Annotated in this window: 19 protein-coding genes and 1 pseudogene; 9 read left to right on the top strand and 11 right to left on the bottom strand. The window is 53.3% G+C overall.

Annotated elements, in window-relative coordinates; all coding sequences use genetic code 11:
• Nucleotides 1-12: 12 nt before the first annotated feature.
• Genes bcsG through bcsE form a run of 3 tightly spaced genes read right to left on the bottom strand, consistent with a single transcriptional unit; the run spans nucleotide 13 to nucleotide 3,486 of the window.
• Entirely contained in the window at nucleotides 13-1,656 is a 1,644-nt protein-coding gene (gene bcsG, locus AC0Z7K_RS21650; RefSeq protein ID WP_485615911.1) for a cellulose biosynthesis protein BcsG, read from the bottom strand.
• The gene (gene bcsF, locus AC0Z7K_RS21645) at nucleotides 1,653-1,883 is read right to left on the bottom strand and encodes a cellulose biosynthesis protein BcsF (RefSeq protein ID WP_485615910.1); all 231 of its coding nucleotides are present in this window, start codon (nucleotides 1,881-1,883) and stop codon (nucleotides 1,653-1,655) included. The genes bcsG and bcsF overlap by 4 nt, the downstream gene beginning before the upstream one ends.
• Before the next feature lies 1 nt (nucleotide 1,884).
• Nucleotides 1,885-3,486, bottom strand: a complete 1,602-nt coding sequence (bcsE, locus tag AC0Z7K_RS21640) for a cellulose biosynthesis protein BcsE (protein WP_485615908.1) — start codon at nucleotides 3,484-3,486, stop codon at nucleotides 1,885-1,887.
• 202 nt (nucleotides 3,487-3,688) lie between these two features.
• Here bcsE and bcsR point away from each other — a divergent pair, with 202 nt between their 5' ends.
• From bcsR to AC0Z7K_RS21615, 5 genes and pseudogenes are all read left to right on the top strand, one after another.
• Nucleotides 3,689-3,898 (top strand): cellulose biosynthesis protein BcsR, encoded by a 210-nt coding sequence (gene bcsR, locus AC0Z7K_RS21635; protein ID WP_485615906.1) that lies wholly within the window; start codon nucleotides 3,689-3,691, stop codon nucleotides 3,896-3,898.
• A 2-nt stretch (nucleotides 3,899-3,900) separates the two neighbouring features.
• Complete coding sequence (gene bcsQ / locus AC0Z7K_RS21630) at nucleotides 3,901-4,626, top strand: cellulose biosynthesis protein BcsQ (RefSeq protein ID WP_485615905.1); 726 nt, start codon at nucleotides 3,901-3,903, stop codon at nucleotides 4,624-4,626.
• A pseudogene (locus tag AC0Z7K_RS21625) lies at nucleotides 4,623-6,672 on the top strand (glycosyltransferase family 2 protein). The gene bcsQ and the pseudogene AC0Z7K_RS21625 overlap by 4 nt, the downstream one beginning before the upstream one ends.
• On the top strand, nucleotides 6,672-9,008 hold the full coding sequence (bcsB, locus tag AC0Z7K_RS21620) for a cellulose biosynthesis cyclic di-GMP-binding regulatory protein BcsB (RefSeq protein WP_485615904.1): 2,337 nt from the start codon (nucleotides 6,672-6,674) through the stop codon (nucleotides 9,006-9,008). The pseudogene AC0Z7K_RS21625 and the gene bcsB overlap by 1 nt, the downstream one beginning before the upstream one ends.
• Nucleotides 9,009-9,063: 55 nt before the next feature.
• Nucleotides 9,064-12,354: a cellulose synthase subunit BcsC-related outer membrane protein gene (locus AC0Z7K_RS21615; protein WP_485615924.1), complete on the top strand. Its 3,291-nt coding sequence runs from the start codon at nucleotides 9,064-9,066 to the stop codon at nucleotides 12,352-12,354.
• A gap of 94 nt (nucleotides 12,355-12,448) precedes the next feature.
• On the opposite strand, the gene AC0Z7K_RS21610 is transcribed toward AC0Z7K_RS21615, so the two are convergent.
• Both AC0Z7K_RS21610 and manA read right to left on the bottom strand, forming a co-directional pair.
• Nucleotides 12,449-13,987, bottom strand: coding sequence for a YdgA family protein (locus tag AC0Z7K_RS21610; RefSeq protein ID WP_413528878.1), 1,539 nt, complete (start codon nucleotides 13,985-13,987; stop codon nucleotides 12,449-12,451).
• Between the two features lie 134 nt (nucleotides 13,988-14,121).
• The gene (gene manA, locus AC0Z7K_RS21605; RefSeq protein ID WP_485615903.1) at nucleotides 14,122-15,303 is read right to left on the bottom strand and encodes a mannose-6-phosphate isomerase; all 1,182 of its coding nucleotides are present in this window, start codon (nucleotides 15,301-15,303) and stop codon (nucleotides 14,122-14,124) included.
• Nucleotides 15,304-15,551: 248 nt separating this feature from the next.
• Here manA and fumC point away from each other — a divergent pair, with 248 nt between their 5' ends.
• The gene (fumC, locus tag AC0Z7K_RS21600; RefSeq protein WP_485615902.1) at nucleotides 15,552-16,949 is read left to right on the top strand and encodes a class II fumarate hydratase; all 1,398 of its coding nucleotides are present in this window, start codon (nucleotides 15,552-15,554) and stop codon (nucleotides 16,947-16,949) included.
• Between the two features lie 66 nt (nucleotides 16,950-17,015).
• Here the strand turns inward: fumC and tus are convergent, their stop codons facing one another.
• On the bottom strand, nucleotides 17,016-17,951 hold the full coding sequence (gene tus, locus AC0Z7K_RS21595) for a DNA replication terminus site-binding protein (protein ID WP_485615900.1): 936 nt from the start codon (nucleotides 17,949-17,951) through the stop codon (nucleotides 17,016-17,018).
• A 676-nt stretch (nucleotides 17,952-18,627) separates the two neighbouring features.
• Here tus and AC0Z7K_RS21590 point away from each other — a divergent pair.
• Nucleotides 18,628-19,197, top strand: coding sequence for a DNA-3-methyladenine glycosylase I (locus AC0Z7K_RS21590; RefSeq protein ID WP_413529019.1), 570 nt, complete (start codon nucleotides 18,628-18,630; stop codon nucleotides 19,195-19,197).
• Nucleotides 19,198-19,216: 19 nt separating this feature from the next.
• Here AC0Z7K_RS21590 and AC0Z7K_RS21585 read toward each other — a convergent pair whose 3' ends face one another.
• Nucleotides 19,217-20,173 carry a GlxA family transcriptional regulator gene (locus AC0Z7K_RS21585; protein ID WP_485615899.1) on the bottom strand — a complete coding sequence of 319 codons (957 nt, stop codon included), beginning with the start codon at nucleotides 20,171-20,173 and terminating at the stop codon, nucleotides 19,217-19,219.
• Between the two features lie 115 nt (nucleotides 20,174-20,288).
• On the opposite strand from AC0Z7K_RS21585, the gene AC0Z7K_RS21580 reads away from it, so the two are divergent.
• Nucleotides 20,289-20,930, top strand: a complete 642-nt coding sequence (locus tag AC0Z7K_RS21580; RefSeq protein ID WP_485615898.1) for an HD domain-containing protein — start codon at nucleotides 20,289-20,291, stop codon at nucleotides 20,928-20,930.
• 46 nt (nucleotides 20,931-20,976) lie between these two features.
• Here AC0Z7K_RS21580 and yqfB read toward each other — a convergent pair whose 3' ends face one another.
• From yqfB to AC0Z7K_RS21560, 4 genes are all read right to left on the bottom strand, one after another.
• The gene (gene yqfB / locus AC0Z7K_RS21575; protein ID WP_485615897.1) at nucleotides 20,977-21,282 is read right to left on the bottom strand and encodes a N(4)-acetylcytidine aminohydrolase; all 306 of its coding nucleotides are present in this window, start codon (nucleotides 21,280-21,282) and stop codon (nucleotides 20,977-20,979) included.
• A 43-nt stretch (nucleotides 21,283-21,325) separates the two neighbouring features.
• Nucleotides 21,326-21,901: a hypothetical protein gene (locus AC0Z7K_RS21570; protein ID WP_485615896.1), complete on the bottom strand. Its 576-nt coding sequence runs from the start codon at nucleotides 21,899-21,901 to the stop codon at nucleotides 21,326-21,328.
• Between the two features lie 396 nt (nucleotides 21,902-22,297).
• Complete coding sequence (locus AC0Z7K_RS21565) at nucleotides 22,298-22,732, bottom strand: cupin domain-containing protein (RefSeq protein WP_485615895.1); 435 nt, start codon at nucleotides 22,730-22,732, stop codon at nucleotides 22,298-22,300.
• Nucleotides 22,733-22,789: 57 nt separating this feature from the next.
• Nucleotides 22,790-23,395 (bottom strand): transglycosylase SLT domain-containing protein, encoded by a 606-nt coding sequence (locus tag AC0Z7K_RS21560; protein ID WP_485615893.1) that lies wholly within the window; start codon nucleotides 23,393-23,395, stop codon nucleotides 22,790-22,792.
• A gap of 209 nt (nucleotides 23,396-23,604) precedes the next feature.
• Here AC0Z7K_RS21560 and AC0Z7K_RS21555 point away from each other — a divergent pair, with 209 nt between their 5' ends.
• On the top strand, nucleotides 23,605-24,582 hold the full coding sequence (locus AC0Z7K_RS21555) for a GlxA family transcriptional regulator (protein ID WP_485615892.1): 978 nt from the start codon (nucleotides 23,605-23,607) through the stop codon (nucleotides 24,580-24,582).
• Nucleotides 24,583-24,613: the final 31 nt, after the last annotated feature.

Below are 24,613 nucleotides of genomic sequence, written 5' to 3'. Positions count from 1 at the left end.
GCCTCCGCACAATCAACTCGGGTACGGTACCCATCCTCCGCCATTCAACCGTATGTAGATCTTCCCCTGATATTCCATCACCACGGCGTTTTCATTCTCTGAAACCAGCGGTGTCTGTGGCAGGTTGGCACTGAAGGTTTTCCAGTCCATCGACGGACTGGTGAAGACTTTGCCGTCTGCGGCGCGGGACACCATTTCAGCGATGGCCAGATAGCTGCTTGGCGCGTCGATCTTCATCGGTGAGGCACTGTGCGGCGCCTGCATCCCGAAGAACTTCACGCCGACCGGGATGTGGGTTATGCCAGGGCTTGGGATATCGCGCAGGCCAGAAATTTGCATTTTATCGCCAACCAGCGCCGCGCCGTGCTCCGGAACCACCACCAGCATCACTTTACGACCTGATTTTTCCAGCTGATCCATAAAAGCATTCAAATTGTTGAGCAGGGTTGTGGCACGGCTGCGGTAGTCGGCGCTTTTGTTGCTACCGACGTAACGGTTGCCGTCGTGCAACGGGATCAGGTTGAAGAACGTCGCAGTACGCGCGGTACCGGCTTTTTCCTGATTCTCCAGCCAGCGGGTGAATAACTGCCCGTCGTTGAAGATAGGCGAACCGTCAAAAGAGGTCAGCTCATGGCCGAGACCCGCCTGCGACATCAGCGGAGATTTCATGTCGGCGTCGTCGCGCAGGTTGCCGATGTAATTACCGAACTCGCCGGTGTGATCCATCGCCAGCTGGGAAGTGAAGCCCAGACGCGCCAGATCGTCGAACAGATAACACTGCTGCCCGGCGGCCTGATACAAATTGTGATGCGATGACTGGCCACAGCTGGCGCGCAGCAGGCGGATTGACGCCGGGCCGCTGTAGGCGGTCGCCGAGTTGAAATTGCTGAACACATAATCAAAACGCGACCACAGCGGGGAAGTGGAAAGATTAACCGCGTCCAGATCCGCCCAGGCCAGTGAACAGATATTGATAACCAGGAGATCAAAAGGCTGTGCGTCAGCAGGCAGGGCGTCCGGGAAACGTACCGTCCGGCGGCTTTCGTTCTGGTAAAACTGCTCTAAATAGGCGCTAAGGTTGGCATCCGTCGGCGGGCCGTTAACCGTATTCACCGTGCCGGACGCAGCAACCGGCTGTGCAGTGACTGTCGGTTGCACCGCAGCCGTCACCGGCTTTGAGGCCAGAAACGGGGTGATGAGGAAGCTCAGGTTCACCCACAGCAGCGCGGCGACGGTGAAGGTCGTCAGGCGGATCCACTGTGAGACGAACAGATAACCCACCAGCAGGGCGAAACCGACGCCGATCCACTGCCAGTTGATGAAGCGGTCAGCCAGCTCCAGCAAATAGCCCATACTGAAACCGGTAACGTCCGCGCCCTGACTGACAATCGAACGCCAGCCCGGCAGCCAGGTGTCGTGATACAACAACGCCAGCCCGAATGGCAGGGCAGTCCACTGACGCCAGCGGTGCACCCGTAAAGAAGGCAACGGGAATAACAGCGCGGCGGCGAAAATCAGGTTGCCGAGCGCATCAAAATTCAGATAACCCTGCCAGAGCAGGACAAATTTGAGCAAAAAATAGTAGTTCCAGGCGCCGAGACCGCGCCAGGATTGCCAGACCCGCAAACGCGGTGCAGAAGATTGCGATGCTTTCATAATGACGTTTTGGATTTCCCTGTAGCAGGAGAAGCTTCTGCCTGCGCGGCGCGCTGGCGGTGCTTATTGACCATGCTGATAGTGATAGGTGTTAAATAGCGCGGTTTGAAAAAACGTGCGGCCAACTGATTTTTCCAGCGCGGCACACGGCTGCGCAGCGCATAACCAAGCGGGATAAAAAGAATCGCCGCAACAATAAAAATCTCAATGATGTCGCTGATATTCATGTCAGAGTTCCGGTGTCTTTATCACCGGCGCATCACTGATGGCCAGCGTAATGGGAACGGGCTGATGCACCGGGGCGCGTTTCAGCGGTTCGATTTTATGCGCTGTATAGGCTTCGGCAGCCATGACCGGCTGTGCCATCGGCGGTTTGGCGGCCAGACGGCGGACTTCGGTCCGGATATCCGTTTCCTGACTCCAGAAGGTCTGGCTGGTAAAAACGTCTTTGACCGGCAGATTGAAGAGAAACGCCAGCACGCTGTCGACATCACTGACCAGGCAGTTGGACAGGAACAGATATAGATGTTTTTCCGTGACGGTCAGGATGTCGCCGTCGCGGCGCAGCGAACACAGTGACATCGCCTGCTGCGGGTTGATGCCGATGGCCGGTCGCAGGGAGATAAGGATCCCGCGCGATTCGGTCGCCAGAGAGGCATGCGCCCAGATATCTTTCATTACGCTGCAAAACACCGGCAGCGGCAGATAGCCTTTATGGTGCGTGGGCAAACGGCTGTCGAGCAGCACCTCAATATCTTGCGGAACATGGCGGGTGAAGCTGAGGTTTTGCAAATCGTCGAGCAAGGTCAGGAAGTTGGAGAGGCGCGCCGCGTGCGGAACCACCAGATTTGCCCCGCAGGCTTGCAACAAACGCTGATCGACATAGCGCAGCGAGGAGTTCATTTCGCGAATAACGATTTTCAGTCCATTGCCGCGTTGTATGCGCAGGCGGTGGATCTGGCGCGCCATGACTTCCACTTCGTCATTGCCACTGAGCGCAAAAATCACCGTTGCCACGCGGGCATGTGCAGCTCTTTCTGCCAGCGCGGCATTATCATCGAACAGGAACCAGCGTTCAGAAAGCGGGGGGGCGCCTTCGAGCACCGAGCGTTCCGCCAGTAACATCCACTGGTCATCGCCGGTTTGTTCAGCCACTGACGCGGGAATATTTTTCTGGATTTCCCAGCCGGTTTTTCGCACGCTCAGCGGGTAAAGCGTATTGGCTTCGGATGCGATATTGTCATGCCACCACGACACGGCCCACTGATTCGGTTCAATATTTGTTTTAAGTTCGGCTACCCCGCTTATTTGACGGTGGTATAAATGCAGCTGGGTTTTTAACGCATTAATACCCGCGCCGTAGCAGAGAATAAGACAGGTACTGTTTTTATTATCGGCTGAGTCGCTGATTCCCCGCACCCAGCGGGTCAGTTGTTTATCGTTTAACGTCAGCCATGAACTGGCGGGCAGCAATAAAATCATCAGTGAGGATTGTGTGTGGCGTAAACGATTAATATCCACCGGTAATGTCAGCAAGGCTTTCTTTCCATTGGCCAGCTGATAATAAAAAATTTGCTTAGGCGTTTCTTTTAAAGCGGTGAAAAGAACGTCATCTTCGGCTAGCTTTTTTTCAGGGTCATTGCAAATTAAATTGTGCTCCGAAAACAGAACATTGACCGGTGCAACGCCTTGCTGTGCCTCAAGAACTTGACCGCATAAACGATACGCCGCCTCCTGGCTGTCCGCATTGACCCAGTAAAGACCCCGATTTTGCATTTCCGCTAATCCATTCCAGAATTGCTTCATGCCCAATGAAAAGGAGAGTGCCATAGAGTTAATCTGCTTATATTCGTTTTCGACGGAAACCCGCTTGGGACACTTTGATAAATGTGAGTATAATAAATTCTATCATTGCTACATTAAATAATCATAAATCTTCACAATAATGTTTGATACTAAAAAGCCTAAAGCCCCGCTGAAATTTGGCGGGAGCAGAGCGTCAGTTTTTGAGTGAATGCAGGGAGGGGAAAGAGTGAGCGCCAATATTATAGACTCAGACGAATCCGAACCGGGTAAAGACGATGATTTCTTTGCACTGAGTCACCTTTTTTCTGTCTCCGAATTAAATTATGTCGATATCGCCCGTAAAGAAAAAATTCCGCAGCTGATGTCACGCTGGCCATTACTGGCCGAACTGGCAAGACTTGATGAATTGTCGTCCCCTGACGCGGAGAAAAAATAAGTATGGCTGTTATCGCGTTACAGGGTTTTCGTGGAGGGACCGGCACCACGTCGGTCACTGCCGCGCTGGCCTGGGCTCTGGCACAGTTGAATGAAAAGGTTCTGGTGATCGACTTTTCACCGGAAAACATGTTGCGTCTGCATTTTGGTATGCCGTTTGAGCAGGCACGCGGATGGCGATCTGCCCACCGTGCCGGGGATGCATGGCACAAGGCAGCGATGCGTTATCACTCCCATCTGGATTTTTTGCCTCACGGTGACGTTTCGCTTTCAGGCGTTCAGGTTGACGACTTCGACTGGCCAGCGGCCATCACGCAGCTTAAAAATACCGGTGTGTATGACTGGATCCTCATCGACTCGCCGTCTGCGGATCCGCTCCCCGCACAGTCGGTGGCTGACAGCACGTTGATTTTACTCCATGCCGACACACAGTCTCACGTCCGTTTGCATCAGCATCCGTTGCCGCAAAATGGGCGCTATCTGGTCAATCAGTTCATCACTTCCAGCCAGTTGCAACAGGATATTTTGCTGTTGTGGCAGGAGACGCTGGCGCCGCTCGTCCCGACGATTTTGCATCGTGATGAAGCCATGGCGGAGTCGCTCGCGGCCAAGCAGCCGGTGGGCGAGTGGAATGCTAACAGCAAAATCAGCCGCGAATTAAATACGCTGGCGAGCTGGTGCTTACTGCATTTGCGCAGCAAAAACGATCCGCGGAGTGCCAGAGTATGAGCCGCCTGCTGAACCTGTTGCTGTTGCCACCGGTGATGTCAGCATTACAGGCGCGTTATCGTCAGTACCGGAGCCATCACGCATCACGCAGCGCTGCCGCCGTCATGGTGTTTTGCGTTGCCGCGGGCTGGCTATTCTTACGCTTTGAATCGCCTTCATGGCAGCGCGTCATTGCACAACGTACGCGCTGGTATCCGCAGATTTCTGCCGAACACCCGAAGTTCGCTGACCCGTTGCGCTATGTGCTGCAAAGCCTGTGGCTGCTGGTCATTCTTCCCTCTAACGGTGTGCGTGAACGTTTTACCTACGTGCGTTGGCCGCAACAGCTGCGTGACAAAATCTATGGCTGGCTGGAAACGCTGCCGGTTCAGGTGGAGCAGAATCCGCTGGAGGCGCGCGTCATCCGCCGTGTGAGTACGCTCAATCGTGCGGCGAAACGAGTACTGATGCTGCTGGCCGGTATTGTGGCGCTGGTTCTGGCGATGTTTTGTATTTCGCAGCCGTTCGGTTACACGGCGCAGTTTGTTTTTGTCGTGCCTGCAACTGACCGTCGGCTGGTTCTTCAAAGACAAAAAACTCAGCATGTTGCAGACGCCGCATCACTTCTTCTCGCCGGATCCCTTTGAACGTAACCTCGGGCGCATGCGTCGCACGCCAAACGAAGGTGAGCTGTTTTACGGGCTGGTGCAGGACGGCAACGATCTTTGGGATGCCAGCTTCTTTTGCGGCTCCTGTGCGGTGCTGCGTCGCGATGTGCTCAATGAAATCGGCGGCATTGCGGTCGAAACGGTGACCGAGGATGCGCACACCTCGCTGCGGATGCATCGCCACGGCTACAGTTCGGCGTATATCCGCATTCCGCAGGCGGCCGGGCTGGCAACGGAAAGCCTGGCGGCGCACGTCAGTCAGCGGATCCGCTGGGCGCGCGGTATGGTGCAGATCTTCCGTCTGGATAATCCGTTGTTCGGCAAGGGGCTGAAACTGGCGCAGCGGCTGTGTTATGCCAACGCCATGATGCACTTTTTGGCCGGTATTCCCCGCCTTATTTTCCTCACTGCGCCGCTGGCGTTTCTGCTGATGCATGCCTATGTGATATACGCGCCGGCCTTTGCTATCGCGCTTTACGTGCTGCCGCATATGATCCACGCCAGCCTGACTAACTCCCGCGTGCAGGGGAAATACCGCCACTCCTTCTGGAATGAGATCTATGAAACCGTGCTGGCCTGGTATATCGCCCGGCCGACCACCGTGGCGCTGTTTAATCCCCATGCCGGGACGTTCAACGTCACCGCCAAAGGAGGGCTGAATAAGCATGCCTACGTGGACTGGAAAATCAGCCGACCTTATCAGGTGCTGATGCTTCTCAATCTGGCCGGGCTGTTCTTCGGTATTTATCGCATGATTTACGGCCAGGCAGATGAAATGCTGACGGTGCTGGTGAGCATGGGCTGGGTGATTTACAACATGATTATTCTGGGCGGCGCCATTGCCGTGGCGTTTGAATCCAAGCAGGTGCGTCAGGCGCATCGCGTCGAAGCCAAAATGCCCGCCTCCTTACTGCGCCCGGATGGCCACCTGTATGTCTGTACCGTACAGGACTACTCCGACAACGGCGTCGGGCTGGAAACCGACAGCGCCAGCTATTTCAATACCGGTGACAATGTCACTTTAATTCTGCATCGCGGTTTACAAGAATATGCTTTCCCGGTGCAGGTCAGCCGGGTGTTCGGTAAAAGCATCGGTATGCAGTTGCAGCCGTTAACCACACAACAACACATCGATTTCATTCAATGTACGTTTGCCCGGGCAGACAGCTGGGTATTGCGTGAGGACAGTTTCCCGGAAGACAAGCCAATGGAAAGTCTGCGGGAAGTGCTGGGGCTGGGTATTCGCGGTTATTTGCGGATGCTGGATATCGCCCCGCAACGTTACCGCCCGCTGGCCGCGAAAACCCAGTCGGTTGGCAGCTGGCTATTGTCTTTTGCCCCACGTAATCCGCCGCTGTCCGTTCAGCCTGATGAATCAACCCTGATGATGACAAAATAATGAAAAGACTTCCTTTGACGACTTTTGTGGCCTCCGCGCTGATGACGCTGGCTTTGGGTTCTGTGGCACCCGCATTCAGCGAGCCTGCTCCGGTCATTTTACCTCAGGCGGACATCAGCACACCTCAGGTGGTGTTGCCAATGGTGGCGCCTGCGGTTAATCCGATGATTATCCCCGGCGCGCCGGTGCGCAGCCTGACGTTGCCGTTCGCCGATGTGGCGCCGACGCCGGGCGCGATTACCTTGCGCGGCATTCAGCCCAACGGGCAGATTGAATTCGGCGTGCGCAGCGATGAAGTGGTGACGCAGGCGACGCTGAATCTGGAATTCACGCCGTCGCCGTCGCTTATTCCGGTACAGTCACACCTCAAGGTGTATCTCAACGATCAGCTGATGGGCGTTGAAGTCATCGATAAAGAACAGCTTGGTAAGAAAAACCACCTGCAAATGGCGATTGATCCGCGCTACGTCACCGACTTCAACCGCATCCGTCTGGAGTTCATCGGCCATTATCAGAACATCTGTGAGAACCCGGCCAACAGCACGCTGTGGCTGGAGCTTGGCAAGGGCAGTTCGCTCAGCCTGCAATACCAGAAGTTACCGCTGAGTAACGACCTGGCACATTTCCCGGTGCCGTTCTTCGATGCGCGCGACAGCCGTCCGCTGGATCTGCCGATGGTCTTTGCGGCGTCGCCGGATGCCACACAACAACAGGCGGCGGCTATTCTGGCCTCGTGGTTCGGTACCAAGGCGCAGTGGCGTGGTCAGTCGTTCCCGACGCTGTATAACCAGTTGCCGGACAGCCACGGGGTTATTTTCGCTACCAACGATAAGCGTCCTGATTTCCTCAAAGATCTGCCGCCGGTGAAAGGACCGGTAGTGGAGATGATGAGTCATCCGGATAATCCGTACGTCAAAATGCTGCTGATCCTCGGTCGCAATGATCAGGATTTGCTGACCGCTGTGAAAGGGATTGCGCAGGGTAATATCTTGTTCCGCGGGCAGACCGTGGGCGTGGATAAAGTCGATCAGATTCACGCGCGTCAGCCTTACGATGCGCCAAACTGGGTGCGTACCGACCGCCCGATGAATTTCGGAGAACTGAAACAGTACGCCGAGCAGCTACAGTCGGACGGTATTCAGCCGAACCCGATCACTCTGAATATTAATCTGCCGCCGGATCTGTTCCTCATCAGCAGTTCAGGCATTGATATGCGGCTCAAGTACCGCTACACCTCGCCGCAGCTGAAAAATACTTCGCGGTTGAGCATCAGCCTGAATAACCAGTTTATGCAGGATCTGACGCTTAAAACCGGTCACGATGAAGATTCGCAATTGTTGCATCTGTCGCTGTTGCAGGGGCTGCTTGATGGCAGTAAAGACCTGAATATTCCGGCGCTGAAACTCGGTGCGGTCAACCAGATGCGCTTTGATTTTGATTACACCTCGCTGCTGGCGAGCGGCACAGAAGGGCGCTGCGAAACCTATACGACAGTGCCAAATCACGTAGTGATCGACGACAGCTCGACCATTGATTTCTCCGGTTACCGTCACTTTATGGCGATGCCGGATCTGCGCGCATTTGCCAACGCCGGTTTCCCGTTCAGCCGGATGGCAGATTTGTCCCAGACGCTGGTATTAGTTCAGCCGCAGCCGCAGCCGGTGCAACTGACCACGCTGCTAAATGCAATGGGGAATATTGGCGCGCTGACCGGTTATCCGGCACTGGGTGTCGGCCTCACGGAAGATGCAGCGAAAGCCAAAACGACGGATGCTGATTTGCTGGTGATCGGCGCACTGCCTGCCGATTTACGTGATGACAGCATGCGGGATGACAAGAAAGCCAACCTGCTGATTAACGCCGCACGGGATGCTATCAACACACCTATTCGCCAGACGCCGTTGCCGGATAACACCGCGCCGGCCAGCGACGCCCGCGTCGATGCCAGCGCGCAAATTACCGCGCAGGGGCCTATTGCCGCGGTAGTCGGTTTACAGTCGCCGTATTTCGATCAGCGCAGCGTGGTGGCCCTGATGGCCAACGGTCAGCAGGGCTTCGACATGCTGAACACGTCATTGCAGGATGCCAAACAGCGCGCGCTGATTTATGGCTCCGTGGCGGTAGTGCGTGATTCCGGCACCAACAGCCTGCGCGTCGGCGATACCTATTACGTCGGGCATCTGCCGTGGTGGGAGCGCGTCTGGAATGCGCTGGCCACCCATCCGGTTTTATTGGCCTTTATGGCCGTGATCGTGGTGATTCTGGCGGCTATTCTGCTGTGGACCGGCCTGCGCACGTTAAGCCGTCGTCGCCTGCACGAAGACGATCAGGAATAAGCGTGTGAAAACTTGTCGTAATACGCCGCTCACCTTTAACCGACTGGCCCTGACGCTGGGGCTGGCGCTTTTGTACAATCCGTTTTTGTACAATCCATTTTTATACACTCCGGCTAACGCTGCGCCGGTCGTGTCGCCGGAGCAATGGTTGCTGGAACAGGTGCGGGTCGGCGAGGCCAGCCATCAGGAAGATCTGGTGCGTCAGTCGCTTTTTCGACTCGAACTGATGGATCCGCAAAATCCGCAGGTACTTTCCGCGCGTTTGCGTCTTTTCCTGCGCGAGGGGAATCAGGCACAGGCGAAACAGCAGCTGGAGAAGATTCAGCAGGTCGCGCCCGGCTCTGCCGAATACCGTCAGGCGCAGCTGAGCCTGCATATTGCCTCACCGGAAATGCAGCAAAAACTGCAACAGACGCGTTTACTGGCAACGGCCGGACGTCTCGATGAAGCCAAAGCGCAGTACGACGCGCTGTTTCAGGGGCAGCCGCCGACGCTGGATTTAGCGGTGGAATACTGGCAGTTAGTCGCGCGTCTTCCGGGGCAGAAAGCCCGTGCTCAGGCGCAGCTTCAGGCACTGAATAATCAGTATCCCGGTGACGTTCAGCTGCGCCTGCAACTGGCGCAGATGGCGTTTGATGCCGGTGATAACGCCCAGGCGGTGGGTCTGGTTAAACAGATCGCTACCACCAATGAAGGGCGTTCACCGGCGGCCGATCTCTGGTTGTCGCGCATCAGGGCACAGCCGGTCGGCAATGCCAGCGTCGACGCATTGCAGCAGTTTATCGCCACCTTTGATACCGGCCCGCAGGTCATTGCCGCGCAGCAGGAACTCCAGCGTCAGCAGGCCATGCTGGCGGATCCGCATTATCAGGCGCGCGTCAAAGGGCTGGCGCAGGTAGAGAAAGGCGGTTCGACGGCGGCGATTGCGCCGCTCAAACAAGCCTTGCAGGAAAAACCGAATGACGCCGAAGTGCTGGGTGCCATGGGGCTGGCGTATTCCCGCGCGGGCAACCGTCAGCAGGCGTTAGCGATGTTCCAGCGTGCCAAAGCCGCTGAACAAAATGGCTATAACTCCAGTAAATGGAACAGTCTGATCCAGACCAACAGTTATTGGCTCAAAATCGATCAGGGCGATAAAGCACTGAAAGCCGGGCAGACTGAGCAGGCCGAGGCTGCCTATAAACAGGCGCAGCGTATCGATTCCCGCGATCCGTGGGCGCAGATTGGCCTCGGTGACGTCGCCGTAGCGCGCAAAAACGATCCGCTTGCTGAACAGGCTTACCGCCGCGCACTGTCGCTCGAACGCAACAACAGCAGCGCCGAGCGCGGGCTGGTGAATATCTATCAGCGTCAGTCGCCGCAAAAGGCGCTCGATTATCTGAATACACTTTCCGCGACGTCGCGGGCTAAACTCAGCGATCGTCAGAAGAGTTTGCAAAGCGATATGCTGACCGCGCAGGCAGAGAAATATGTGGCGGAACGTCAGTGGGATCAGGCGGCTAACCGTTATGCACGGCTGCTGAAACTCAATCCGGACGATGTCTGGAGCACTTACCATTACGCCAATGCGTTGCGCGCAGCGGGAGAACCGGCGAAAGCCGACGCGGCGTTTGCGCAGCTGGCTGCGAAGAAGCCTGCGGATCCGCAACAGGTATACGCTTATTCGCTGTATCTCTCCGGTTCAGATCGCGACGATGCCGCGTTACGTCATTTGCACACACTGCCGGAAACCAGGTGGGACGCCAATATGCGCGAAATGGCGCAGCGTATCGAGCTCGATAAAACGTTCACTGGCATTGATACCGCACTGACATCGGGCAATACGGCGCTGGCGAAACAGCGTTTGCAGCAGGTCACTTTTTCCACGGAGACTCTCAGTCTCAACCAGCAGCGCCGCGTCGCTACCGCCTGGCTGGACGTCGGTGAAACCACCAAAGCCTATACCCTGTTGCAGCCGCTCAAAACCGCTGCCCGATCGCAACCGGTCGGTCAGGACAAGGCGCTGATTTACCGCAATGCGGCGAATGTCGAACAGCAGCTCGGCCAGCCAGATCTCGCGCGTCAGGATTACGGGCAGGCGATGGTAGCCAGCGGGATAACCGACAGTGTGCCGCAAGACAACGACGGCTATACCCGTCTTACCCGTAATCACGCCGGAGATGACTGGTTAAAGCGCGGGATCCGCGCCGATGCCCATGATTTATACCGCCAGCAGGATGTGAATTTCACGGCAGATAACGACTCCTGGACATCGAGTGGCACGCCGGGAAAATCCGATCTGACGGCCAATACCATGATGTTTCAGGCAGATATGCCGGTTTATCAGGGGCGCGGATTCCTGCGGGCCGACTGGGTGCGGATGGATGCGGGCACGTTTGACAGTCAGAACGGCAACTATGATGAAAGCTTCGGCACCTGTGGCGACATCAAATCAGCGTGCCGCCGTTACCGTAGCCAGACCGCCAACGGACTGAGCCTGGCGGCGGGCTGGGAAAACGAAAAATGGAAAGGGGATTTGGGCACCACGCCGCTCGGGTTCGAGGTAGTGGATTGGGTCGGCGGGCTGGCGTACAGCGGTGACTGGCATCAAATTGGCTGGACGACTACCGTGTCGCGCCGCCCGATTTCCAGCTCATTACTCTCTTTCGCCGGAGCGAAAGACCCCGGCACCAACACCACCTGGGGCGGCGTTCGCGCAACGGGGGCCAGCCTCGGCCTGAGTTACGATCAGGGTGAAGCCAACGGCGTCTGGGCCGATCTCAGCGCACATCAGCTGACCGGCGAGAACGTGGCGGATAACACCCGCGAACGGCTGATGGGCGGCTATTACTACAAAGTCATCAATGAAGATAACCGGCGCGCGACCGTTGGCCTGAGTTCGATGATCTGGCATTACCAGAAAGATCTCAGCGGTTACACGCTGGGACAGGGCGGTTATTACAGCCCGCAGCAATACTTCTCACTTGCGGTGCCGGTGAATTATCGCCAGCGTACGGAAAACTGGTCATGGCAGCTGGGCGGCTCGGTCTCATGGTCACGTTCATCTACCCGCGATCAGAAACGTTATCCGATCCAAAGCCTGGTGGCGGATACGAATATGGATGATGCAGATAAAAGCGCGGTGGATTCTGGCAGCAGCGGTTCCGGTTTCGGCTATACCGTGCAGGCGCTGCTGGAAAGAAGGGTGAGCTCGCACTGGACGGTCGGTGCGGGTGTGGATATTCAGCAGGCGAAGGATTACACGCCGAGTCACTTTCTGCTTTATGCCCGATACTCACTCGGCGGATGGCAGGGCGATCTCGATTTGCCTCCGCAGCCTCTGACGCCTTACGCCGACTTTAAATAAGCATCGGAAACTAAATAACAAAGAGGGGGATCATCCGATCCCCCTCTTTGTTTTCATTGCAGCGCTGAGCGCCTTTTAACGTCTTTGCGGCAGATTACTGGGCCGGAACCGGCGCCACCGGTGGTGCCAGAGGCGCTGGCGCTTCTGACTGTGGCTGAGCAACAGAACCGCCGAAGATGCCAAACAGACCGGCAAATTCCTGCAACGTCATTGTCTGACCGTTCAGGTTAACCTGATTGCCGGCATAGCTGAAGGTGCTGGAAAGGGTGTCATCTTTCACTGTAGTCAGTTTAAACATCTGACCCATTGCCGCCAGACCCTGCACCTGCTGCTGTGCCAGCTTGGTCGCGTCATCGCCGCTGTAACCTTCCAGTTTCGCGACCTGAGTGGTCACTTCTGTCGCCATTGGCAGCGGGATAGACAGTTTAGCGTCAACTTTGCTGATCAGCTGAGACAACATCTGATCCTGAGTTTGTGCCGGCGTTGCGGACGGATCTTTCAGATCCAGATGCAGATTAAAGGTACTTTCACCCTTACTGTTTTTCCAGCTCAGCGGAGCAATGCTGATGCTTGGATTGCCTTTAAGCAGCAGTGGCAGATTGGCCAGCAGCAGGTCGGCGGCTTGTTGCTGATACACCGCCGGATCCAGTTCGCCTTGCTGCAATAGCAGGGCACGGGATTGCTGGTTGTAGTTATCAGCAAATTGCTTCAGCGCTGCGCCGTCCAGCTTATCCAGCTTGAGGGACAGTTTTGCAGAACCAAAATCAGCGCCCTGAATTTTCAGTGCGTCGATGGTGTAATCCTGTTGGCCGCCAATGTTATTGCCGTTTTCAGAGAACTTGCTGACCAGTTTGAAGTTATCCAGTGAGCCTGCGTCTTTACCGTCAACGTTCACCAGGATCTGCTTCACGCTCAGGTTTTGATCGCCCACGCCGACCTGGAATTTACCCTGTTGGGTATCGCTGTCCATGTCGAAACCGGTCAGCGTCACTTTCTCAAGCTGGCCCCACTGGTTTTTGGAGGTGATCGCCACGCTGTCGATGTTGCTTTTCAGCTTCATCGCCGTCAGTTCTTTATCTACATCTACATTCACCGTACCGCCGGAGAATTGCAGCTGGCTGTCTTCTTTCTGGTAAGTCACCGGAATGATGTCGATAGCCGAAGAACTCGCGCCGCTGTAGGACACGCGGCTGTCTGCGGTAATCAGCGAACGGCCTTTAGTCACGTCAAACAGCGGTTTCAGTGTTGGGGTGTTTTGCAGTTCAGAATGCACCGACGCCATGCTTGGGATCAGGTTGAATTTCTTCAGCTGAGCGGCAGGGAACGGGCCGTGATCGATGGTTTCGATAAACGCGATTTCATCACCGGTTTTCAGCGCGCTGGTGCCTGCGGCGGCAGCGGCGGCGTCAGGTTGCAGAACGATGCGCAGTTTGCTGCTGAACAGCCCGCGATGATAATCCTGATAGCTGACTTTCAGACCGGCTTTCGGGAAGGCAGTCTGCAACTGGGTATTGGCCGCGGCGACTTCCTCATCCATATGCTGCTCAATGAGTTTACCCGTGTACCACGAGACGCCTGTCCAGGCTGCGCCAAGGACCACAATGACGCTTACAGCGACTAACGACTTCTTCATATCTCTGTTTATCCTTATGAAATGTCTCGAAAACAAAAAACGCCTTGCGGCGTTAATAGTCCCCTGAGTGTAGCTCAATCAGTAAATAATTCATCCAATTGAGGCCATTAGTCTCAATTTGTTTAAGCAATTGATCATTTACTGAGGATATTGAACACCCGGGCAATGCGTCCGTTGCCGCTGGCCGTGACCGGTGATTCGCTGGCAGACAGATAAGCGGATTCCCCCGGACTCAGCACCAGCGATTCATCGCCTTTTACCAGCACGCTCTGGCCTTCAATACAGAAGACGATAGCTGCACTGTCCTGAGCCAGCGTTTGTGGCTCAGCAGAGAGGCGATGAACAGAGAACGCAAAATCTTCGACCGGGATCGGGAAGTTGAGTTCCGCGCCTTTCTCCACCGGCGTGGTCAGCAGCTCGCTGGCCGGTTTGGCGTTGAACTTCAGGTTGGCCAGCAGTTCAGGAATATCGATATATTTCGGCGTCAGACCGGCGCGCAGAACGTTATCGGAGTTCGCCATCACTTCAAGCGACACGCCTTTCAAATACGCATGCGGAGTTTCCGCATACAGGAACATGCCTTCGCCCGGTTGCAGGGTGATGACGTTCAGCAGCAGCGGAGAGAAGAGGCCGGTATCGTCAGGATAAAATTCATAAATGCTGCGGATGGTGTCCCAGGGCTCACCGTGCTGATTGATCAATACGGATTTCAGCACGTCCAGCGCGCGAGATTTGTCTTCGCCTTCCAGACTCAGTAAACCGGCAAACAGCGTACGCAGGTGATCGACATCAGGATAAGAGAGGAAACTGGCAATCAATGAGTGCGCACCGGCGACGGGTTGTAACAGAGAAACAATTTCACGCAGTTCGCGAAAACCGTTCATCGCCTGGAACGGCGTCAGGGCATAAACCAGTTCCGGCTTGTGATTGGGATCTTTGTAGTTACGTTCAGCGGCATCAAGAGGAATACCGTTGGCGTTCTCTTTGGCGTAACCCAGTTCGGCGGCGCCTTTACTCGGGTGAACCTGGATTGACAGCGGTTGATCGGCACACAATACTTTGAACAGGAAAGGCAGTTCACCAAAACGTTTGGCGACTTTTTTACCTAACTGTTCGTCAAGACTGGTGCTGATCTGGTCGCGCAGTGAGATCGTCTCACCGGCGGCATTCTCAACCTGCGAACTGCTTTTCGGGTGGGCACCCATCCACAATTCTGCCATCGGACGACCTTGCGGATCCGTAATACCATAAAGTTCGGTCAGCGCGTCTTTACTGCCCCAGGCGTAATTTTGTACACCGTTATGCATCTTTTGCATTGCTTCATCCTGAATGGAAAATTCTACCCGCTAGTAAACAATGACGGCGCATCCTTTACAACTGCGATGGGTCAAAAAGTGCGGTGAATGACAATTCATCTCATTTACAGGCCGGGGAGCGATACGTTAGGCTTATATGTCACTATACTCGACTGGCCGCTGATGAATGCCTGGAAGCGCCAACGGCTTTTGAAAATCCTGCATAAAACCTGACACTCATTCGAAAATAAGTATCTAAGGAGACAACAATGACAGCGACTCGCATTGAAAAAGACTCAATGGGGCCTATCGATGTTCCGGCAGATAAGCTTTGGGGCGCACAGACGCAACGTTCGCTTGAACACTTTCGTATTTCCTCTGAAAAAATGCCTGCGGCGCTGATCCACGCACTGGCCCTGACCAAGCGCGCGGCCGCCAGCGTCAATATGGATCTGGGATTGCTGCCCGCTGAACGGGGCGATGCAATTGTTGCCGCCGCCGATGAAGTGCTGGCCGGTAAACATCCGACCGAATTCCCGCTTTCCATCTGGCAGACCGGTTCCGGTACCCAGACCAACATGAATATGAACGAAGTGCTGGCTAACCGCGCGAGTGAAATCCTTGGCGGCGAGCGTGGCGAGGCGCGTAAAGTGCATCCGAACGACGACGTGAATAAAAGTCAGAGTTCGAACGACGTCTTCCCGACGGCGATGCACGTCGCCGCCGTGCTGGAACTGCGCGAAACGCTGCTGCCAGAGCTGAAAGTGCTGCATAAAACGCTGGAAACCAAAGCCGAAGCCTATCGCGATATCGTTAAAATTGGCCGTACACACTTGCAGGACGCGACGCCGCTGACGCTAGGTCAGGAAATCTCCGGCTGGGTCGCGATGCTGGCGCACAGCGTGACGCACATTGAAAACAGTATTCCGCACATTGCAGAGCTGGCGCTGGGCGGTACGGCGGTTGGGACCGGGCTGAACACTCATCCGGAATACGCGGTGCGTGTGGCGAAAACGCTGGCAGATCTGACGATGCAACCTTTCGTCACATCACCCAATAAATTTGAAGCGCTGGCCACCTGCGATGCGCTGGTTCACGGGCACGGTGCGCTGAAAGGTTTGGCCGCGTCGCTGATGAAAATCGCCAACGACGTCCGCTGGTTATCTTCTGGCCCACGCTGCGGCATCGGTGAGATTTCCATTCCTGAGAACGAACCGGGCAGTTCGATCATGCCAGGTAAAGTCAATCCGACGCAGTGTGAAGCTATGACCATGCTCTGCGCGCAGGTGCTGGGAAATGACGTTGCGGTCAATATCGGCGGCGCTTCCGGTAACTTCGAGCTGAACGTGTTCCGCCCGCTGGTGATCCACAACTTCCTGCAATCCGTCCGCCTGCTGGCTGATGGATTGCGCGGTTTCAATGAACACTGTGCGGTCGGCATCGAGCCTGTCCGTGACCGCATCACGCAGTTGCTGAACGAATCGTTGATGCTGGTGACGGCGCTCAATACTCACATCGGTTACGACAAAGCGGCGGAAATCGCCAAGAAGGCCCATAAAGAAGGGCTGACTCTGAAAGCGTCGGCGCTAAAACTCGGTTACCTGACCGAAGAACAGTTTGACGAATGGGTTCGCCCGGAAGCGATGGTCGGCAGCATGAAGGGATAATTCCTTCTGATGTAAATACCCTGAGAGGTCCGGCTTGCCGGGCCTTTTTTCATTTATAGCAGCAGATCACAGTGGATAATCGGTATATAAATGCAGCCGTTTAATCAGCAAACTCAGCGGCTGTGATTGAGGCTTGTACTTATGTTTGATGGTGGTGACGTCGTAATCCGGCAGTTCACCTAACTTTGGCACCTGCATCATCGGCGTTTTCTGGCACAGCGCAATCAGCGGCAGCGGGCAGGGGTGTTGCACCTGTTTCTGGCTGTTGCGGTACCACACGCGGGCGATTGGCTGCACCTTGACTGGCCGTTTAAACTTCAGCGCGGCATGTTCCGGCAATCGTTTAACATCAATCATTTCCCGGTTAATGTTTTCCATCCACTGCTCACGGGTATAAGGCGATACAGCCCGGCCAGCGTTCAGGCTTTTTTCGAGCATCGCCAGCACTTCCCCACGGCTGACGTTCTTAATAATGTGCTTGTTCGCCCATCCAAATCGCACCGAATCGGGGTCGTTCAGGAAAGTCACCGAACGATAAGCGTTAAGCGTTATCAGACCGCGCAAATGGGTATGTACGAACTCGAAGCGCTGCTCGCGGGCAAGACCTGATTCCACAGTGACAATGTGTTCGAGTTCAGCTTTCAGTTTATTCACTTCTTCGATGAGCAGCAGGGCAGACTGATGTTCAGCGGCATCAACGGCGTAGCACAGCACGCCTGGCAGGCGGACAGCGGATTTGCTGCTGATATTCTCGTTATTATGATGAATGAACAGCCGCTGAAAATGTTGCAACGCCATCTCCTGTGCGGCTTCGCCGATATAAGGCGTTACTGTGATTTTATCGGCAGGATTATGTTCCTCACCTTTGGCAATTTCCGGCAATGCAAAGACCCGCGCCTGCAATAATTCCAACTTACTCAGGAAGTTCCCGAGATCGTGCAACGCCATTTCCAGCTCGTTGAAACAACCGTTCATACGCGCAATTAAATCATAATCTGCCATACCGCCTCCAATTAGTTACAACATACAGTTTAGGGGAAGATGTATCAAAGTGCACACTTTTACTGTTGTGTTCGGGGCATTGTTTGGTAGGGCGGAAAAACGCCGTATGGGCGGCTTAAAAAAGACCAAGAATATTTCGGTTTCTCACGCTAGGCGGTGCCTTTACTCGGTCCTGAAGCAATAAGTCTTCAGGCCGCTCCGTTCAGCAGGCTTTTTTGATCGCGCCATCTCACCATTTTTAAAAACAAAATCAAAAAATTGGCATAGTATATTTGGTTTTCTGAAATGATCCGAACCGCGGAAGTTGTGACCTAAAAAGCCTGTGGCCGCGTTCAAAAATCACGCCGGAGGGAGAGGTGGAAAACCGCGCAGCTGTTTTGCGCGGGTTGTAACCCGACCGGAGGGCACCGCACAGCGGCGGGATTTTGCGGCAATAGCGGAATTTCTGAAACATAGCCCGTTTGCATGGCACGTGTTTTAAAAACGCGGGAGTCCAGAGGGCGCGCGTTTACGCGTCCTTTGGGCCAGTTTGGGCGGCAGCCCAAGGTTTTGACTTTAATGTCGATGCAGGTGTCAGCACAAGGTCTCAACCTTAAGTCCTGTCCCACGGACTTAATTTGTTTTTAACAAACCCCGTCGGGTAGACTATCCCAAACCCACGGAAGTGAGCCCCATGATGAGCAATGCCTTGATCCGTTGTCCCTGGAATCTCAACGACGCCCTAATGATCAATTACCACGATACAGAATGGGGAAAACCGGTCCGCGACAGCCGCGCACTGTGGGAAAAACTCATGCTCGATGGCTTTCAGGCAGGGTTATCCTGGCGGATTGTATTGAAAAAGCGTGATGCGTTACGTTTGGCATTTTGCAATTTCGAACCACATAAAGTCGCCGAATTTACTGAAGAGGACATCGAAAAATTAGTGAACAACGCCGATATTATCCGATCCCGCAGCAAGATAACGGCGGTAATTAATAACGCGAAAATGTATCTGGCGATGCAGCAGGCGGGGGAAGATTTCGGCGAGTGGATTTGGACGCAGATCGGCGGTAAAGCCATCCAACATCATGGGCCGGTGCCGACCAAAGATGCACTGTCTGAACGTATATCGAAAGAGCTGAAAAAGCGCGGTTTTAAGTTTGTCGGGCCGACCATTGTGTATGCCTGGATGGAAGCCACCGGGCTTATTAATACCCATCATCCAGATTGCTTCCGCCGGGCAGAGGTAGCGGAAGAGGCTTGACTTATCAAGCGATTATGTGTCAGGAATACTGCTTTTTATATCGTGACGGTGTCACGTTTAGCCGCCGTAAAAAGGCTCTTCGCAAAATATCTACGCTGGAAAATCCACATTGTGCGGCAATTTGCTTCATCGCCAGCCCGCCGGATTGCAGTAGCTGACGGGCATGAAAGACCCGCTGTTGTTCCAGCCATTGTGCCGGTGTCTGGCTCATTTCCTGATTGAACAAACGTGTGACGTGACGGCCGCTCAGCCCCATGTGTGTGGCAAGACTTTGAACGTTATGTGGTTGTTCGAGTGAGTTCAACACCCAGCGCTGCACATCCTGTAACGCCGAACGACCACTCAGCGAGGCCTGTCCATGTCGACTAAACTGAAGCTGGCCTCCGGGGCGTTTAAAAAACATCACCAGCTGCGCCGCCACATCCAATGCCGTTTTCCGGCCAAGATCTTCCTCCACCATATTTAGCGCTAAATCCAGCCCGGACGTCACGCCTGCGGCCGTTCGCAGTTCACCGTCGGCAATAAAGATGGCATCAGCTTCTACGTTAACCTGCGGATAATCCAGACTCAGTTTCTCAGCCACCGACCAGTGGGTGGTGACACGCCGTTGATTCAGCAGTCCTGCGGCGGCAAGCAGCAACGCGCCGCTGCAAACGGAACCGAAGCGTTCTGCATGATGACTCCAACGGCAGATTTCTTCCTTTAATAATTCGTCATGGATAAAGGGAATTAGCGCTGGTGCACCGGCCACCAGAAACGTGTCCAGATTGGCGGGAAGCGGGGCGGCCAGTGTTAAATCAGCCAGAAGGCGGGTGCCGGACGAAGATGTAATAATAGGATCGGTCATCGCCATCACGCTGAGTTTGTAAACTTCGCGGCCACGCTGCTGATTAGCTTCGGCAAAAACATCCATCGGACCGGAAACGTCGAGCAGTTGCACGCCGGGAACGGCCAGAATCACAATGTGTTTAGGCATGAACAGGTTTCCTGTCGCAGAACATCGTAATGTCCTTAATCGTAATATTACGTCGATTGATGACATTCATCCTGCGGCTTAAGCTGGTTTTAATCAACCCTTCAGGAGAACTATCATGAGTCTGAACATTCATGGCATCCGCATTCCCGACAGCAAAATGGCCCGCGAAGCGACCGAATTAGTTCGCGATACCGAATCAGATTTATTGTTTCACCATTCCAGTCGTGTGTATTACTGGGCTGCACTGGCTGGCCAGCAACGTGAATTGAAGGTCGATCACGAACTGCTTTATATTGGCTGTATGTTTCACGACATGGGCCTAACGCATGAAAATTGCAGCTGCGATAAACGTTTTGAAGTTGACGGAGCCAATGCCGCACGGGAATTCATGCAGCAATACGGCGTCAGTGCCAGGGATATGGATAAAGTCTGGACAGCCATTGCGTTACACACCACACCCGGCATTCCCGAGTTTATGGATCCAGTGATTGCACTGGTGACAGCAGGCGTAGAAATGGATGTTCTGGGGATTAATTATCTGGAATATCAGGATGATGTGCGAACAGCCGTGGTCGATGCGCATCCGCGTACGGCTACGTTTAAAGAAGATATTATTCAGGCCTTTTATGACGGCATAAAAAACAAACCACAAACGACGTTCGGTAATGTTAAAGCCGACGTGATTGCTGATAAAGAACCAGCATTTATCAAAGGGAATTTCTGTTCGATTATCCGCAATTCACGCTGGCAGGGCTGAGAAAGAAAAGGGAGCGCCGGTGTTAAAACGGCGCACTTTATGGCAATTAAATCAGGCGGAACTCAATCATAAACAGCTGTTTAAGCCCCGGATAAATCTCGCTGATCACCTGTTTCAATTCCGGTAATGTCATGTTTTCTTGTACCGCGTGGGCGTTGTTGAGATCGTCAAACAGTACCGGCGTCACGCCAGTCACTTCAATAGTGCAGAAATACACATCATCTTCATAACGGCTGACGCGCACCTGATCTCCTGCAACAAAATCTGCATCGCTGGCTTCACGCAGTGTGATGGTTTTACGACCGGCAAGGATATCGGTTTCAAAACGGCCATAAAAAGTGATTTTTTTCATAAATTTTCCTGCATTTCCAAAATGGTAAATCGTTTGTGAAGACCTAAGAACACATTTCAACACAATAACCATAATTATCCGCATTGTTTAGTGCGTATAAGGGGTTCTTATCCCGTAAATACATGGCTTCCTGAGCATACTTTTCGGTTAAGAAGCAGGGGGATTTTCGGTTAGTTCCCAGCACTAAATGTGAAAGTTCATGTGCCAGAGCGATAATTTGTACACCGCGTGTATTGCGGTTTTTCATCAAATATTTCACTCTTTCATTAGGTTCAATTACGCTGAACTTTTTCGTCAGATAAATGGCAGGAACACGTAATGGATCATCTATACGTCGTGCAAACGTATAAGCAACTGCCGTCGGAATATCCCGGCTTCGGTCATAGGCAATGGTCAAAGGTTTAGTCGAATTAACGAAATTCTGCAGTAAAATAAGATTATTCAACAGCTCTGAAGATGACACCATTTCTTTTCCAAACCAGCTACGACGCGCTCCACGAGCCCGCGCTGAATTCCCGGTTGCATATCCAATTCCATTAACCATGTCATTCCACGCCTGCATAATAACCATTCTTGGCGCGATATGTTCGATCACATCATTTGTAATAATAGGGATCATAAACTCTCTATTTTATCAGTTGAAAATACCGGGGGATGTAGCGCCAGACTTGAGAGAATATTGAATTGCAAGATTCATATTCTCACAAATCCATTTTCCGAAATGTGAGTAAATTTAAATATTAAGAGGGGATAAATTATCCAAACTAAGCCACTTAAACAATAAGGTTTTTGAGTGGGCGCTTGAAATATTATGTAAGTTTGACTAAGCGCAAAACTATCATCTGATAGCGGTTGAGAAGACGTTGCACCTGACGAACGCTGAGGTTCTGGAGAGTACGATATTTTAAGTTTGCTAGAACCGGACATCTCAATTTAGCTACTACACCTTAAGTACGCATAATGTATATTATGTTAAATAGGATATCAGGTTACGCACCCGCAATCCTAAGTTACCTTAATCCAACTTCCCTGCCTCATCTTCAGTCCTTACTTCACCATAATGCACAGCTACCCAGACCGTTGTTTCTTTATCATCTGTCCATTCGACGCGGTGCTTACAGAGCGCGGGAATATTCACGAAGTCACCGGCTTTCATAACCCGCGTTTCGCTTTCATCTCTCAGCCGTAAACCGGCTGAGCCTTGCAGCACCATCACCCACTCGCTTTGTGGCTGGCAGTACCAGAAATCTGGTGGGCTCGATTGTCCGGTGGAAATAATTCTCTCGATACGCACGCCTGGCTGAGTTAACAACCTTTCAAAGGTTTCGGCTTGTCTGCTTAGCGCCTCGTCTGGAAAATCCGTAAACATATTATCCGGCATTGAAAACGACCTTTTCTCTAATAAAACGGTTTTGAAATTGATCGCGCTACGTGAATTCTGAGATTTCATCAGTACCATAATACTGCAGAATTTACGTAGCAAACTACCTGCTGTCAGGTTTACGCACTATAAACCGGCATAGACTTTTTCGACTTTTGCCATATATCTTGGAGCCTGAGCTGCCGGATGATATTGGCGGACGTGCCAGTGAAATGCTTCGGGCGACAGCTGGTTAATCATGCTGATGGCCGTCTGGCGGTTGCTGGAAAATGTCCGAAGCAATGCACCGGCACCGTTGGCATAAGCAACTTCGGTTGCGTAACGCCGCGTAACCGGATTATTGATCCAGTTTAGTTGCTGATGCTGCAACGCGCTGATGTAAGCCGTTCCCAAATCAATGTTGGTTTCGGGATCATATAAATCGTCGTTATCCGGGCAACCGCGTTTACCTTTGTATCGGTATGCGTCACAGCCGCTCGTTGAGGCTTTCAGCTGCATCAAACCAATCGCGTTTGAAGGACTGACGGCTTTCGGATTGTAACTGGATTCCACCTGAATGATGGCTTTCACCAGTTTCCGGTCGACTTTGTATTTATCAGCAGCATATTCGATTTCATCGTCAAAGGCGTGAGAATCATATTTTTTATAATGCGGTTTGCTGGAACAGCCTGCCAAAATCAACAGCATTAGAATCATGCATAAACGAGACGGATTTTTGAGTAATGAAGTCATGAATTACCAGGAATAAATTAGGGATTATTGGCGAAAACAAGATACCGTTATCGTCTCTGAAGGTCATGTATTAATTGGTTTTTTTTTGACTACTTAACCTCTTTTCAAGATGCGAATTCTCAGAGATTGACGATTGTTGCGCCCTGCTCTGGCATTATTCTTACGCACAGACTATTGACTTATTTTGTACAAAAAGTACCTTTAACGCCATGCATACATTTCTGATTATCATCCCCGACGGGGGCATGTTGTTCGAAGCAGCTGGTATCGCCGATATCCTCATGCAGGCAAATCGTCTGATGTCTAAGGACGCCCGAACGCCAGCTTATCAGGTTACCCTGGCCACGACGCAACCGCACCGTGTGGTTCACGGCGCTTCTGGTCTGAACCTGTTGGCTGATCACCGTTTATGCGATCTCGATCCACTCATTCCACGCGATACCATCCTTATCACTGGCAAAGGCCTGACTAAAGAAGAAGGCTCCGACGTAGTTCAGTGGATAAAAAAGGCTGCGCCCCATGCCGGCCGCGTTGTTTCCATTTGCGGCGGCGCAATGCTGCTGGCGGAAACGGGTCTGCTCAATGGACGCCATGCCACCACACACTGGCGTTTACTCGATACACTGCAATCAGAATTCCCACAAGTCCTGGTTGAACGCGGTCCGATCTACGTTCAGGACGGTACAGTCTGGACCTCCGGCGGTGTCAGTTCAGGTTTTGACCTCACTCTCGCATTGGTCGAGGACGATCACGGTTTCAATCTGGCCCGCGACGTGGCACAGGATTTAGTGATGTTTCTGCGCAGGCCCGGTAGTCAGGCGCAATTCAGCCGCTATTTGTTAAATCAGGCCGCAGAAGGCCCGATCCGAGACCTCCAGAGCTGGCTGCCAGATAACATCACGGCAGATCTTTCTGTCGAACAACTGGCAGAGCGCGTCGCGATGAGTCCGCGCAATTTCACCCGCGTATTTACTCGTGAAACCGGAATAACACCGGCGAAGTATGTCGAGGAAGTCCGTCTGAATGCTGCCAGACAGCGGCTTGAACAAACCACTCTTGGTGTTGAACAAATCGCGGTCATGACAGGCTTTGGCACTGGCCTGAATCTGCGCCGCGTTTTTGAGCGTAATCTACAACTCACCCCCACTGAATATCGCGAACGATTTTGCGCACGTATGTTGGCGTAAAATGATTCTTTATTGTCATTTACGCCAATCC

The sequence above is a fragment of the Rahnella sp. 1L-D-7-B-C2 genome, from assembly GCF_057290995.1.
This window is presented reverse-complemented; position numbering and strand designations above follow the sequence as displayed.

Bases quoted from the DNA above. Each gene is read 5' to 3' on its own strand.
- manA (WP_485615903.1), bottom strand. From the start codon at position 15,303: ATGCAAAAGATGCATAACGGTGTACAAAATTACGCCTGGGGCAGTAAA.
- fumC (WP_485615902.1), top strand. From the start codon at position 15,552: ATGACAGCGACTCGCATTGAAAAAGACTCAATGGGGCCTATCGATGTT.
- AC0Z7K_RS21585 (WP_485615899.1), bottom strand. From the start codon at position 20,173: ATGCCTAAACACATTGTGATTCTGGCCGTTCCCGGCGTGCAACTGCTC.
- AC0Z7K_RS21590 (WP_413529019.1), top strand. From the start codon at position 18,628: ATGAGCAATGCCTTGATCCGTTGTCCCTGGAATCTCAACGACGCCCTA.
- bcsB (WP_485615904.1), top strand. From the start codon at position 6,672: ATGAAAAGACTTCCTTTGACGACTTTTGTGGCCTCCGCGCTGATGACG.
- AC0Z7K_RS21570 (WP_485615896.1), bottom strand. From the start codon at position 21,901: ATGATCCCTATTATTACAAATGATGTGATCGAACATATCGCGCCAAGA.
- tus (WP_485615900.1), bottom strand. From the start codon at position 17,951: ATGGCAGATTATGATTTAATTGCGCGTATGAACGGTTGTTTCAACGAG.
- yqfB (WP_485615897.1), bottom strand. From the start codon at position 21,282: ATGAAAAAAATCACTTTTTATGGCCGTTTTGAAACCGATATCCTTGCC.
- AC0Z7K_RS21555 (WP_485615892.1), top strand. From the start codon at position 23,605: ATGCATACATTTCTGATTATCATCCCCGACGGGGGCATGTTGTTCGAA.
- bcsG (WP_485615911.1), bottom strand. From the start codon at position 1,656: ATGAAAGCATCGCAATCTTCTGCACCGCGTTTGCGGGTCTGGCAATCC.
- bcsF (WP_485615910.1), bottom strand. From the start codon at position 1,883: ATGAATATCAGCGACATCATTGAGATTTTTATTGTTGCGGCGATTCTT.
- AC0Z7K_RS21580 (WP_485615898.1), top strand. From the start codon at position 20,289: ATGAGTCTGAACATTCATGGCATCCGCATTCCCGACAGCAAAATGGCC.
- AC0Z7K_RS21560 (WP_485615893.1), bottom strand. From the start codon at position 23,395: ATGACTTCATTACTCAAAAATCCGTCTCGTTTATGCATGATTCTAATG.
- bcsQ (WP_485615905.1), top strand. From the start codon at position 3,901: ATGGCTGTTATCGCGTTACAGGGTTTTCGTGGAGGGACCGGCACCACG.
- AC0Z7K_RS21565 (WP_485615895.1), bottom strand. From the start codon at position 22,732: ATGAAATCTCAGAATTCACGTAGCGCGATCAATTTCAAAACCGTTTTA.
- bcsE (WP_485615908.1), bottom strand. From the start codon at position 3,486: ATGGCACTCTCCTTTTCATTGGGCATGAAGCAATTCTGGAATGGATTA.
- AC0Z7K_RS21610 (WP_413528878.1), bottom strand. From the start codon at position 13,987: ATGAAGAAGTCGTTAGTCGCTGTAAGCGTCATTGTGGTCCTTGGCGCA.